Origin of the sequence: Exiguobacterium sp. s140 (assembly GCF_018617035.1) — a bacterium.
Taxonomy (GTDB): domain Bacteria; phylum Bacillota; class Bacilli; order Exiguobacteriales; family Exiguobacteriaceae; genus Exiguobacterium; species Exiguobacterium profundum.
Map to the genome: position 1 here is coordinate 436602 of NZ_JACSJK010000002.1, position 13027 is coordinate 449628.

Consider the following 13027-nt stretch of genomic DNA (forward strand, 5'->3'; position numbering starts at 1 on the left):
GAGAGACTGGCCATCGTGTCAGTCTTTCTCTATGACGTCAGGGGGAAAATCATGAAACGTATTGTATTCGTTTGTCTTTTATTGATTTGGATTCAAGGAGCGATGGCGATCACACCTATAGCTGCTGAAACGACGACACATGATTTAGTCTTCGGAGAAGTACTAGAAGGCGAGCTCGTGAAGGGGGAGGCGAACCCGACCTTCGAGGTGACGTTACCTCAAAACGGGAAACTGACACTGGATTTGACGCTCGAGATGGCAAATACGTTAGTGACTGTGGTCGATGAAAATAATCGTTCTGTCGTGTATGAATGGGTTCGCGGAAGTCAGTATTCACCGGCACGTTATCAAAAGACGCTTAATTTGAATCAAGGCACGTATCGACTTCAGTTCAGTTATGCTCTCGGTAAATACGCGATTCGTGCTGATTTCAATCCAGTGACGACGGATGATGTGGAGCCGAACGACGGTACGCTCTTGGCTCAATCGTTGCCGCTTCAAAAAACGATAACAGGTCATTTGACGTTGCAAGATCGAAGCGATGTGTATCGGATCGAACTGAAACAAGCGGGACGGCTTCAGTTGGAGTTGACGAGCTTTGTCTCGCAACAGGTCTACTTCGAATTAATAGATGAGATGAACACGTCGATTTACCAAAAATCAGTATCAGGATCGATGAACAATCCGGGGAAACAGAAGATGGTAGTCGACTTGGAACCAGGCATCTATTACTTGAACGTATACGATTTGACGTATCGGTCGAATACGGGTGTCTATGAGATCAGCAGTTCATTCAAATCTGAGAAGAATCAAGAGCGAGAGCCGAACAACGGGTCGGTCGAAGCGGAAAGGTTCCCGTTCTATACATCACGTACCGGATTGATCTCGTGGAACGATTCGATTGATGTGTACAAACTGTCGTTACCGAAAGAAAGTCGCGTCCGAGTGGAATTGCTGTCCTTCATCGATCGTGCCGCGAGCTTGACGGTGAAGAACGCGCAAGGCGAAAAGGTATTGTCGACTTATCTATACAGCTCATCCATTGAACCGGGACGCTATGACGAATCGGTGGTTCTTCCGAAAGGGGATTATTTTGTCTACGTGCAAGGCGGTATGGGCACCTCGCACACTGGAACCTATCAGCTGAAGATATCATCCAGTCACTTGCTGCCAGCGTTGTCGGTCAATCGCATTTCCGTCCGTTCGACGAAAGTGAGTGGCAAGACCGAGAAACGAGCGACCGTCACGATGACGATTGGGAAGAAGTCGTATAAGCGAACGGCTAATGCGAAAGGGAATTACTCGTTCTCGATCAACAAGCAAAAAGCAGGGACGCTGATCAAGGTGACGAGCAAGAACAAATACGGGTCGACGGTGAAGACGGTTAAGGTGTCGAGGTAGGATAGAATTCATTATTTAACAGAAGTAGGTGAGAATTCTCCCTCCTCTAAGCGTCTCGGGGCGAAGCCCGGCGTGGGTGGGAGATGAATCGCCCGGTCCAAACGTCTTTTCCCCCTGTGACAGATATGACGAACGAAAGTTCGTGATTCCGTCAGATTCTCCCTCCCCATCCGCGGGTATCGGACGAGGAGGATACATCACGATCTACTGGAGGGAGGAGGGACGGACATGCTGAAAGGCTATACATACAGGCTCCACCCGACGCCGGCACAGGCCGAGTTCCTCATCAAGACGATCGGCTGCGCCCGGTTCATCTACAACAAGCTGCTCGAGGACCGCATCGCCATCCGCGAGGAGGCGAAGGTGGGGAACGGAACGAGACGGAAACCGGCGACACCTGCCTCCTACAAGCCCCTGTTCCCGTTTCTCGCCGAGGCGGACAGCCTCGCGCTCGCGAACGCGAAGCTGAACCTCGACACCGCGTTCACGAAGTTCTTCGCCGGGACGGGCGGCTTCCCGGTGTTCAAATCGAGACGGCGGTCGCGCGCCTCCTACACGACGAACAACCAGCATGGCACGATCCGCATCGAGGCGGGCAAGGTCCGTCTGCCGAAGGTCGGGTTCGTACGGTTCACACAACATCGCCCGTTCGAGGGCGTCATCCGGTCGGCGACGGTGTCGACGACGAGGACGGGCAAGTTCTTCATCTCCCTCCTCGTCGAACAGGACGATGCACCATGGATCCCAGTCGAGCATAAAGTCGGGATCGATCTTGGCCTGGAGCACTTCGCCGTCATGACGAACGACGCGATGATCTCGGAGAAAATCGACAACCCCCGACTCCTCCGGAAGTCCGAAGCGAAGGTCAAGAAGGCGCAACGGGCGCTGTCACGAAAGAAGATCGGGAGCAAGAACCGTGAAAAAGCCAAATTACTTTTGGCCAAGAAACACGAAAAGATTGCCAACCAACGCAAGGACTTCCTTCATAAGCTGTCGAGACGGATCGTTGACGAGAACCAAGTCATCGTCGTGGAGACATTGACATCGAAGGATATGATGAAGAATCACAAGGTAGCGAAATCCATCGGGGATGTCAGTTGGTACGAGTTCGTCCGACAACTAGAATACAAATGCACCTTCTACGGACGGACACTCATCAAGGCAGACCCCTGGTTCGCATCGACGCAGATCTGTTCCACTTGCGGAGTAAAGGGCGGGAAGAAGACGATAGATGTCCGTGAATGGACGTGTGCCTGTGGCGCGCACCATGACCGCGACATCAACGCGAGCATCAACCTGATGATGTTGGCCGACTGACAACCATTCAGGGCAGGGACTGCCCGACGAGCTTGGTCTATAACCGTGGCTGGTAAGAGCACGGTCTTCCCAAGAAGCTCCCCCTTCAATTTGTGAAGCAAATAAGTGGCGAGTAGTTCACTGTCTTATGATGGTAGCTCGATACTTTTTTTACGATACGGTACGCCCGGAAATGAAAGCTGTAAGGAAGGGACAGCCGTGTTATCCCTTGAACCGGATGCATATGGTGATGCTGTGGAGATTAAAGTCATTGTGAGATAAAAGAAGGGATTATAAAGAAGGAGAGACCCTAATGGAGTGGTTCATGTCGATGGATGTCCTCGTGGTGCTCCTTGCTGTCGGATCGATTGTCATCGGTGCCGTCACGAGTCTGTTCATTCCAATTCTGCTGATTTGGCTGATTGTTCGTTACCTGCGTAACGGACGGGTTGTGAAAAAATGGTCGGAGCGACGGCAGACTCGCTCAAAAGAAAGAGTTTGAACGACTCAGGGGGCATGATTTAAACAGCATGCAATTCACTACATGATAAATCATCGGACGGACTCAACCGAGTTCGTCTTTTGCATGTAGGCGAATTGTCACTTCCTGTCGAACGAAAGACCTAAAGCAGATAAAATTAATTCCCCTTTTGTAGTAAAAACAAACGTATTGTTTGTTACAATCAGGTTACACTAATGGTAGATAAAGGTATGGATTGAATTGTCACCCGTCACATGCTGTGTAATTCCCACACTTTTTACATGTACATGTCCATACTCCCTACCTCACACGAAGGAGCTGTGTCCATTGAACGAAGTTCTCTTTTACGTCTTATTGTTGCTGGCGCTTCTGACCCTCGGTTTTGTCTTGAATTCGATTGTCGTCTTGTCACGATTTGTGAAGCAACAAATCCGTCGCCGTTTCCCATTTACGGAGCAACTGTCATTCCGTTCGAAATAAGATCATCTGTCTGTTCTCGACAGATTCCGCTAAATCCTCTCACGCCACTTGCGATGAGGGGTTTTACGCGTTCATTCCTCGAATGTGGTCTGCCATAGCTCAATCCATCCCTTTTCTCGAATCTATTAGCTCACTATGACTAGGATACTTCTTGATTCACCGATATAGAACCGAACGACTACTGATTTGATGTCTAGAGAGGACTTCCACCATGGTGGCCCTGTCGAGATAGTCATGTACGGTCGCTATTTTCTGTTCCTTGGTGTACAGTATCTTCCATCATTTGTAGTGCACTCAGTTTTTGTTCGATTGAATGCCGACATCTCGCCATAAAAAACACTCCCCAATCGAATAAACAGATTTGTTATTTCGTCTGTTTACCTATTGGGGAGCATATCAACATGGCGTAAAGGACCTGTTTGTTTAGATCGGCACACTGATCTGTCTCGTCTCTTTATTCGAGAGCGTGTACGTCACGATATAGTTCGAACCGGATACTTTCACACTCGCCGACCGGATCGTTGTCTTCGACTGGTCGAGTCGGATGAGCGTGAGGTAGCGCACATCTTTCCCGGTGTTATACGAGATGACTTGCGGACGCGGCTTCCATTCGTAATCCTCGACGGCGACGAAACTCGTGCTGTTGCGCATCGATGAATTTTTCAGGTTGAGCTGCATGAGTTGGATCGTCCGGCCGTTCGAGTCGCCATAGACGACGTTCTGGGTCGCCATCGAACTCTGGAGCAGTTTCAGACCTTCCGCAAGATGGAATCGCTGCACGAACTTCTCCTGTGTCGGGGAGCTGATCCGGTCATAGACGACGAGCGTCTGCGCCTTGTCATAGACGAGCGTCCGGCGATGGGTCGCCCCTTTACCGATGAGCTTGCTTTCGCCCATCGCAAGGAGTGATGGACCGAGGTTTTTGACGGTGACAATCTTACTCTTCTCGCGCATCGACGCGCTCAAGTCGAGATTCGCCCCGTCCCGATGGACCGTATTGTGGGCATCGACCCCGAAGACGCGCTGACGTTCCGGACGGTTCGTGTAGCCGTAGCGGCCCGTCTCGATGATGAAGTCGCGGCCGAGCCCGTATAAGTCGATGCTCAAATCGTCGGCGTGCTTGTGGGCACTACTGTGATAGCCCGCCGTCATCATCACTTGCGTCGCCTGGTTGAAGGCACGCGGTGGGGCGGACCAATATTCCCGCATAAAGCTATACTGCGTGCTGATCTTCTTCACCGTGAGCGGTGGGCGTGATCCTTCCTTCCCTCCGGAGACCGCATAGGCGAGCTGTGGGAAGTCATCGATATGCGGGATAATCGACGTCGTGCGCCGAGCTCCTGACGTATCCCCGAAAATCGGGAGCGTCCCGTTCGGCTTCACCATATACGTCAGCTGTTTCGGCATATACTCGACACGGTTCATGCTGGACGGGAGCGTGAAGCGGTTGTCGTCCGCCCAGATGACGAAACGGTCGAGCACGTGATACATGTACGCCTGATAGCCCGGTGAATGCTCGAGGTGGACGGCGTCCGACGTGATGCTGTGGCGGATCTGTTTATCGAGCCGGCTGTCGGCAATCGTTTTCCATCTCGCGCTTTGGTCGAACTGTGGGAACGTCTGCGCGATCGCCGTGAGCGCCATGTCTTGGAACACCCCGTGGTTATGTTCGTACTTATAAAAACTCGATGTCGCGAGCAACGTGCCGTGCTCATGGAGCGTCCGCAGCATCAGACCTGTGAATGCCGTGTCTTTGTAAAGGGACGACGACTTATACACGTCCCAGAAGTTCAATAAGTGGAACGTCCGGACCGATGTACCGTGGTCATTATATGGCCAGCGGTACTGTTTGTAGTTGGCGACGGGGTGGGCTTTCGTCCAACTTTTCACGACGCGCATCCCGTATTTCAAATACGCGGTGTCTCCTGTCGCATTGTAGGCTTGCGTCAATTGGTTCAATACCGTCAAATAGTGAATCTGGAACGGATACGAGTTGCTTGAAGAGCTTGGGATGCTCCGATGCCAATCGAACGTGTCGATGTTTGGGACCGACAGACGATACGGTGTGGACGGGACGTACCAATTCCCCTTAAGGGCCCGGTTCGCGTAGTCGATTGCCTTCGCTTCGCTGAGACGCTCGTATTCATAAGGAACATGTGGTGCCATTTGTCGCATGTATTCGTGCGCCAGTCGTGCCGTCCCGCTCGATGTCAGGTTCGAACGGGTGATGGGATCGGCGAGTAAAAGCTTCGCCTGACTCTTCTTTATGTAGACTTTCTTCCCACCGCTCAGGGCGATGTAATACCAACCGGACGTACTGATCGCCGCATAGCGCTTCGTCGTCGAATAGGTCGCCATTTTCGTCAACTTCCCGCTTTTCATCTCATAGACGATGGCGTTCGGGACAGAGCGGATGTGGAAAGGGTTCGTCGCAGCCTGAGCGGAGTCGGTCGGGGTGACAGACCCCCACGCACCAATCAAGACGAGGACGAGTAAGATTCGTTTCATAGATACACCTCAAAAAATGGATTTACTTCTTTTTCAAAGTATACCATGAGGTGAGGTTGTTTCCTTAATTTTCTATATTTTTAATTTCAAATAGGAAATGTATTCGACCTGTCAAAATAAAAGACTACCGAGACGGCAATCGGATTGAAGTGATAAAGTGACTCGGTGAGGACAGTCTAAAGCGTACAGATTGTGAAGGGGGGAAATACATTGAAACATGTTAGCTTGTTCCTACTACTTTTCTTTATCAAAATTAAGCGAGAATACTCCCACTTCTAAACGTTAAGGACAGGGCTTACGTGAAAGTGGGAGATGAATCGCCAGCCTTTTCTTCGGGTAAAATATCTTCAAAGGTGGTGACCGTCACATGGTGAAGCACAAGGGCTATAAATTCCGGATCTATCCGACGAAGGAACAGGAAATCCTGATCGCCAAGACGATCGGCTGTTCCCGGTTCGTGTTCAACCATTTCCTGTCGAAATGGGACGCGGCCCATGAAGCGACCGGCAAGGGACTGTCGTATGATGCCTGCTCGAAAGAACTTCCCATGCTCAAGCAGGAATTCGGTTGGTTGACGGAAGTGGATAGCACCGCCGTCCAGAACAGTGTCAAACACCTGGCCGACGCGTATAAGAAGTTCTTCAAGAAAAGGGGGAATCATCCTCGTTTCAAGTCGAAGCGAAACCCCGTCCAATCCTATACGGCGAACATCCAGGGCAATTCCCAGCTCCCCGAGGTCTCGATCGTCGGGAATCGACTCAAATTCCCGAAGCTGAAATGGCTGCGTTTCGCCAAATCGAGACAGGTCGAGGGTCGCATCCTGAGCGCCACGATCCGATGCACGGCTTCGGGTAAATATTTCGTCTCCCTTCTCGTAGAGCAGGAGATCGGTGAGCTGCCGAAGACCGGTTCATCGGTCGGCGTCGACGTCGGGCTGAAGAACTTCGCCGTTCTATCGGACGGCACATTGTACAAGAACGACCGTTACTTCCGTACGCTCGAGAAGAAGCTGGCAAGGGAGCAGCGCAAGTTGTCCCGTCGTCAGCGCATCGCCCTGAACAAGAGGGTGAGACTCTCCGAGGCGAAGAACTACCAGAAGCAGAAGCGGAAGGTCGCCCGCATCCACGAGAAGATCGCCAACAAGCGCACCGACTTCCTACATAAGGTGTCGACCGAAATCGTCAAAAACCACGACGTCATTGGCATCGAGACCCTGCAGGTGAAGGACATGCAGAAGGACCGCAAGTTGAGCAAGTCGATCGCCGAAGTGAGCTGGTCGGCGTTCTTTCGCATGCTCGAGTATAAGGCCGGCTGGTACGGCAAGACCGTCGTGAAGGTCGGGAAGACCTTCGCCTCGAGCCAATTGTGTTCGAGTTGCGGCCATCGACACCAAGACGTGAAACATCTTGGTCTGCGTGAATGGACATGCCCGGCTTGTGGGGTCCACCACGACCGTGATGTGAACGCAGGACTGAACCTCAGACAAGAAGCTGAGCGCATGTTGGCTTCTTCAACCGTCGGGACGACGGGGCTAGCCTGATCAGGTTCCGGCTGTCAGGTCGGATAAATCAGGAATCCCCCACCTCTAAGCGAAGCGTAGGTGGGGGTAGTTCAATACCGCGATGTTTATTTACGTCGTCTCTTTGACCGCGCCGCAACTTCTCGTGCCAATCGTGTATCTTGCGATTGCCGCATTGATTGGAATCATCGGATATCTATTGAAGGTATATGTGATGAAAAGATGATCAAAAATCCGGTCGCTCGTGGACCGGATTTTTTATGTTCCTTTGTTCACTCCAACGTCAGTCGTTCCACCGCATCCCGCAGATGGTCCTCGCGCACGCGGATGTAGCGTCGGGTCGTCTTCGGTTCACTATGACCGAGCAACTCGGACAAGGTAGTCTCCTTGACGCCCATATCATAGAGATGTGACGTGAAGGCGTGCCGGAGCGTATGCGACGTGACGGATGTACCGAGCACGTCCTCGGCGGCGCGTTTCAGGTGACGGTTGATCGTTGTCTTGCAGATGAGATCACCGCGGGCACTCGGGAAGACGTATGGCGAATCGATGCATCGGCGCTCTTCCTCTAGATACGTCGTCATCATCGCATGCGTCGCATCGTTCAGTGGGACCTTGCGCGGTTTTCCTGTCTTCGATTCGTGGATGTACAAGAGACGCGCGTTCAAATCGATCGCATCGAGTGTCAGCTGTCTCACCTCGTTGATGCGCATCCCCGTATGCAACTGGAGCGTCAAAAAGGTTCGATACAACGGGACGTCGATCGCATCGATGACTCGGTGTAAGTCGCTTGGCGTAGGGACGTCCGAAGGTGGACGTTCGGTCACTTTCACGCGAAGGTGATGAAACGGATTGTGCGTGACGAGTTGCTCGGTGATGGCCCAGTCATACAAACCACGGAGTGCGCTCAAGTAATTGTTGATGGTCACCGGTTGGCATCCTTCCGAGCGGAGGGCATTGATATACGGCATGACGTCCTGTCTCGTCTTGAAGTCATCGAGAGTTCGGTTCTGTCCCATGATTCTCTCGAAACGGGCGAACTTATAGGTCGCCTGACTGACCGTGTTGTCCGATTTTCCGGTCATGCGTAAGTAGTGGACGTGCTGGTCGACAGCGTCTTTCATGTGTAAAGTCATCTTCATTCTCCTCTTACTTATCGTCCTCACGGAGCATCCGCTGGAGTTCGGCCTTGTATGCGCGGAGGCGGCTCGGGGAGTACCCGAGCGATGCTTCAGTTCCGTGAAGCATATGGCAGAGTAAGGTGAAATGACGATTTGGTAAAGTGGAACGCTTGTCGTCGAGCCAGAGGGACAGCGGCATCTCACTCTTGTCGATTTGCTCGGGGAGGCGCTCACTCGTCACCTCGTGTTGGAGTGTCTTCGCCTGTTTGGCACGCTCGTTCAAGATGGCCCCACGGATGCGGATGAAACAGTAGGTTTTCCCTAGCGTCTTACCGTCTTGGATGGCTCGCCATAGGGCGATCCGTGCCGTCTGGGCGGCATCGTCGACTTCGTTCGGATGAAGATGGAGTTGGCGGATGACGTAATAGATCATCGGTTCCCACTCTTTGATTTGTTCGTTTGCGTCTGGCATGATGAACTGCTTTCCCGCGCGCGTCTCAAGTTTCCTAGGTGGTTACAGCATAATGGTTGTTATGCGGTTTTCGCACCTCGCCAATCGTGTCGTTTCGTCAAATCAAATCGGATGTAGCCTCGAAATGCTGTATCTCATTTGCACCAAGCCTTATGGATCAAAAGCAGGGATTCTCTATAACAACCATTATAGGAGGACGGAAGGGGAAGCAATCTTCAGATTGTCGAGTCTTGTCGATAAATTTCGGACGACCTTATCAAAAAATATGTAGGCTAAATGAGGAGGGTGGTGATATATTAAATGTCGGAAAAATTTATTTTTTTACATAATAAAAAGAAAAAAGGGATGAAAAATGAATAAAAAATCCATTATTAAACAAACGATGATGATTTTTATGGTCATGATTTTGTTAGTCTCTACTTTGTCACCTGTCGAAGCATCGGGCACGCTGACCGTTCAGGCATTTGAGCCTGACAGCAAGATGCTCATGGGACAGACTTCGTACACAGAGCCATTATATTATGGCGTGGATCAAACGATTCGACCTGTTAGTGTGAAATCGGACGGAACGTTCACTGTCTCATTAGCTGAGGCAGTAGGGGAACGAATCGTGACATTCTATCAAAAGGATGACGTCTATTACAAACCAGTTCAGCGAGTGAGTGCCTCCGTGATTGAAAAAGGTCCGCTCCCGCCAAACTTTTATGGAGTCGAATCTGGAAAGATGGAGCTTCAGTCAAATCCTGGTTATGAAATCATCGCGATTTATGATGGCGAAACATATCGGGGCGTCGAGATACTTTCAATTCCCAAAAAACAAGGTAACGAAGTGAAAGCTTATACACAAGCGTCAAATGGGAAACGAAGTGTCACTGGAAGCTATTCGTTCGATGATTCTTTTGATTTACCGATTCAGGTCGACTCGATGCAATGGAGTCAGTCGCGTGTTCACGGTACGACCTTGCCTTATCAGAATGTCCGTCTCACTCTTTATGACCGGACCCTTTCCACTGTCTCGGATGCGACTGGTCATTTCGAAGTAAAGTTGTCGATTCCGTTCGATGACTATATCAAAGGGCTCACAGGTAGAGTGGAAGTGCTCCATCCAAACAATGAAGTGCTTGTCGAAAAAGAAGTGAAGATTGATCCGGTCCGTTTGACTTCGGAGCAGCCTTACTATTCCATCGCCCAATCTTTCGGTGTGTACGGTGTTACAGATCCCGACATGACTGTCACATATGATGGAGAAAAAGTAACGGTAGACGAGTCAGGTCTATTTTATATTTCACTTCGAACGGACGGAACGTCGCATAAAACCATCACATACAAAAAAGATGGAACTGTTTTAGCGGAACAATCGATTCATCAGTACGTGGATTCTACGTTCCCCTTGACGATTGAGGCGACACCATCTACCGTATCGGGCAAACTATCGGGAGAAACAGAACCGAATGCTAAGCTATTCATCCGTTCTGATAACGGGGATTTCTCAGTACAAGCAGATTCTAATGGAAAGTTCTCTACGGAGTTACCGCTTTTTGAGTCGGGAGTATATGAATTCTATCTTCAAACAGATTTCGGGATGCAACGGTTATCTACGTCCATCTCGGTAAAAGAAGAACGCATGATTGCCGAGCCGACGGTACGCTTTTTGAATGAAACGATGTATATCGAGGCATCCTTACCGGCTCGGGAAGCAGAAGTGCAGATTATGCGTAAAAACGGGGAGATTGAAGTAGCTCGTACTTCATTATACGAAGGAAAAGGTGAGGTTCATATTCCGTACGGTTCGACTTATCGACTTCGAGTCAGTACGGGAGAACAGGTTTCTCCATATGTTGATGGCATCCATCAAGCGATGACTGCCCCGACGCTCACCCGTTTCATCGAAGGGGAGAAAGTGGTGTCGGGTCATGCAGAGCCGAATGCGACGGTCGTCTTCTATAATCGCGTCCAAGAATGGAATCCTGAGGGCACGAGAATGGAAGTGAAGACCGGGACCGACGGCGCTTTCTCCTTCACACTTCAACAAGAGTTAAAAAAATGGACCTATCGTTTCGCTGTCGAGAGTAGCGACAAGAAAAATATCACAACATATGAGTTTACGCCAAAAGATGAGACTGCACCAAATTTGACGATCAATGGTCAACCTAATACGAGGACTCTCTCTGAAATGACAGAAACGGTTCGGGTACAGAGTGATGACCTCATTGATGACTTGAAAGTGGAATACTTTACTAACGGGGCTTGGGAAACGGTTGATTCGATTTCAAGATGGCGTTATGCTTTTGACTTTAAACCAAATACTGGGGCTACATTTAAAGAAGCAGGCGTGAGCCAAATTCGAATTCAGGTGGTCAACCCGAACGGATTAAAGCGAGTGGTCACACTTACTGTCAAAGACATCACACCTCCATCGCTCGTACTCGATCGGCTCTTATATGGGGACCAGGTCATCTCTGGCAAAACAGATCCGCTCACGTTAGTACGTTTCGGAAGAACAGGTGACGTTACACAACGTGCGGATGAAACGGGACGTTTCTCCTTTAAGCTTGATTATCCTGTATCCAAGTATTCAATGAATCTGTTTCCGGTCACCGTCGTGGATGAGGTCGGAAACAAACGGACGTTGACGCCGGACGTGTTCGACTATCGCATCGAGGACGTTCGAATCAACGCAGGCGGAACGAAACTGTGGTTGGCTAACGAAACACGCCGGATCAGTTACTCTGCCTACGACTTGATTGTGAATGGGCAAAAGATTAATCTGTCCAATTATGATACGACCATTAACTTGCCAGAGCCTGTCAGCTATCCGGTGAATGTGGAACTGCGACTTCGGAACGAGGATGGTACGGTACGTTATACATTCAGTAAGACACTCCAAGGTCCGTCCACGTTGACGACGCCGAAAAATTTGAAAGCTTCTTCAGACCGTCGGACGATCACGGGGCAACTAGATCCATACATCTCGTTCGATATTTACGACAAGTCTGGGAAACGCATCACCTCGAACCGTGCGAAGGCGGACGGAAACTTTGCGGTCGCCATCGTTCGACCGCTCGTGGCGAACGAATCGCTTCGCATCGTATCGAAAGATGCATTCGGGCAGACGAAGTCGATGACCTTCAAAGTCGCCGACAAGACACCCCCGGTCAAACCGACGATTCAACAAGCGGTCGTCCCACTGAAGCAAGTCACTGGAAAGACAGAAGCAGGGGCCACGGTTCGCGTCACGTATCGCGGTAAAACGTATACGACCAAAGCGGACTCGAAAGGCATCTATCGTTTGAACGTGTCGAACTGGCTCGCTGGACAAAAGATCTCGGTGACGGCTCGTGACGTCGCTGGAAACACATCGTCCGCAACAACGACCGTGATCCTCAAAGCCTTCCGGACGGCGAGTGTCTCGGCGATCCGCACGACGAGTACGTTTGTAAGTGGAAAAGCGGATGCGGGAGCGAGCGTCAAAGTGTATGCGAATAATCGCCAAGTCGGAAAGACGACACGGGTCGGGTCGAGTCAATCGTTCAAGATTGCCATTCCGAAACAGAAAAAAGGAACGAAGATGACCGTTCGCATCTATCGGGCAGGCTATGCCACGGTGGAACGGAAGTTGACGGTTTATTGATTTATGACACCCACTCCTCGACGAGTGGGTGTTTTTATACTGAAAAAATAATAAAAAAGGTAAATATAATCCAAAATAAAGTTGTTTATTCATAGATAGATGGATATAATTTACAGGG

At 50.4% G+C, this 13027-nt stretch carries 10 protein-coding genes and 1 pseudogene; 7 read left to right on the forward strand and 4 right to left on the reverse strand.

Features of this window, described 5'->3' with window-relative positions:
* The first annotated feature begins 51 nt into the window (after positions 1-51).
* The 4 genes from KNO61_RS10330 to KNO61_RS10345 all read left to right on the forward strand — a co-directional run bounded on the left by KNO61_RS10330 (position 52) and on the right by KNO61_RS10345 (position 3658).
* Positions 52-1401 (forward strand): Ig-like domain-containing protein, encoded by a 1350-nt coding sequence (locus KNO61_RS10330; protein WP_214873170.1) that lies wholly within the window; start codon positions 52-54, stop codon positions 1399-1401.
* A 228-nt stretch (positions 1402-1629) separates the two neighbouring features.
* On the forward strand, positions 1630-2718 hold the full coding sequence (tnpB, locus tag KNO61_RS10335; protein ID WP_214873172.1) for an IS200/IS605 family element RNA-guided endonuclease TnpB: 1089 nt from the start codon (positions 1630-1632) through the stop codon (positions 2716-2718).
* Positions 2719-3010: 292 nt separating this feature from the next.
* A complete protein-coding gene (locus KNO61_RS10340; RefSeq protein WP_214873175.1) occupies positions 3011-3199 on the forward strand; it encodes a hypothetical protein in 189 nt (62 codons plus the stop codon).
* Positions 3200-3505: 306 nt separating this feature from the next.
* Positions 3506-3658 carry a hypothetical protein gene (locus tag KNO61_RS10345; protein ID WP_214873177.1) on the forward strand — a complete coding sequence of 51 codons (153 nt, stop codon included), beginning with the start codon at positions 3506-3508 and terminating at the stop codon, positions 3656-3658.
* 159 nt (positions 3659-3817) lie between these two features.
* Here the strand turns inward: KNO61_RS10345 and KNO61_RS10350 are convergent.
* Together KNO61_RS10350 and KNO61_RS10355 are read right to left on the reverse strand one after the other, a co-directional pair.
* Positions 3818-3989 (reverse strand): annotated as a pseudogene (locus KNO61_RS10350) (IS3-like element ISEnfa5 family transposase); the annotation flags it as partial.
* 92 nt (positions 3990-4081) lie between these two features.
* Positions 4082-6166, reverse strand: a complete 2085-nt coding sequence (locus KNO61_RS10355; RefSeq protein WP_214873179.1) for a heparinase II/III domain-containing protein — start codon at positions 6164-6166, stop codon at positions 4082-4084.
* A gap of 367 nt (positions 6167-6533) precedes the next feature.
* Between KNO61_RS10355 and tnpB (KNO61_RS10360) the strand changes: the two genes are divergently transcribed.
* Complete coding sequence (tnpB, locus tag KNO61_RS10360; protein ID WP_214811108.1) at positions 6534-7706, forward strand: IS200/IS605 family element RNA-guided endonuclease TnpB; 1173 nt, start codon at positions 6534-6536, stop codon at positions 7704-7706.
* 82 nt (positions 7707-7788) lie between these two features.
* A complete protein-coding gene (locus KNO61_RS17385) occupies positions 7789-7911 on the forward strand; it encodes a hypothetical protein (RefSeq protein WP_256439553.1) in 123 nt (40 codons plus the stop codon).
* A gap of 46 nt (positions 7912-7957) precedes the next feature.
* On the opposite strand, the gene KNO61_RS10365 is transcribed toward KNO61_RS17385, so the two are convergent.
* On the reverse strand, positions 7958-8821 hold the full coding sequence (locus KNO61_RS10365) for a tyrosine-type recombinase/integrase (protein WP_214811116.1): 864 nt from the start codon (positions 8819-8821) through the stop codon (positions 7958-7960).
* 13 nt (positions 8822-8834) lie between these two features.
* A complete protein-coding gene (locus KNO61_RS10370) occupies positions 8835-9278 on the reverse strand; it encodes a sigma factor (protein WP_211782378.1) in 444 nt (147 codons plus the stop codon).
* Between the two features lie 352 nt (positions 9279-9630).
* Between KNO61_RS10370 and KNO61_RS10375 the strand changes: the two genes are divergently transcribed.
* Positions 9631-12909 (forward strand): Ig-like domain-containing protein, encoded by a 3279-nt coding sequence (locus KNO61_RS10375; protein WP_214873181.1) that lies wholly within the window; start codon positions 9631-9633, stop codon positions 12907-12909.
* Positions 12910-13027: the final 118 nt, after the last annotated feature.

What these genes read in the sequence shown, in the direction of transcription:
- KNO61_RS10330 (WP_214873170.1), top strand. Translation starts at nt 52, where the DNA reads ATGAAACGTATTGTATTCGTTTGTCTTTTATTGATTTGGATTCAAGGA.
- tnpB (WP_214873172.1), top strand. Translation starts at nt 1,630, where the DNA reads ATGCTGAAAGGCTATACATACAGGCTCCACCCGACGCCGGCACAGGCC.
- KNO61_RS10340 (WP_214873175.1), top strand. Translation starts at nt 3,011, where the DNA reads ATGGAGTGGTTCATGTCGATGGATGTCCTCGTGGTGCTCCTTGCTGTC.
- KNO61_RS10355 (WP_214873179.1), bottom strand. Translation starts at nt 6,166, where the DNA reads ATGAAACGAATCTTACTCGTCCTCGTCTTGATTGGTGCGTGGGGGTCT.
- tnpB (WP_214811108.1), top strand. Translation starts at nt 6,534, where the DNA reads ATGGTGAAGCACAAGGGCTATAAATTCCGGATCTATCCGACGAAGGAA.
- KNO61_RS17385 (WP_256439553.1), top strand. Translation starts at nt 7,789, where the DNA reads ATGTTTATTTACGTCGTCTCTTTGACCGCGCCGCAACTTCTCGTGCCA.
- KNO61_RS10365 (WP_214811116.1), bottom strand. Translation starts at nt 8,821, where the DNA reads ATGACTTTACACATGAAAGACGCTGTCGACCAGCACGTCCACTACTTA.
- KNO61_RS10370 (WP_211782378.1), bottom strand. Translation starts at nt 9,278, where the DNA reads ATGCCAGACGCAAACGAACAAATCAAAGAGTGGGAACCGATGATCTAT.
- KNO61_RS10375 (WP_214873181.1), top strand. Translation starts at nt 9,631, where the DNA reads ATGAATAAAAAATCCATTATTAAACAAACGATGATGATTTTTATGGTC.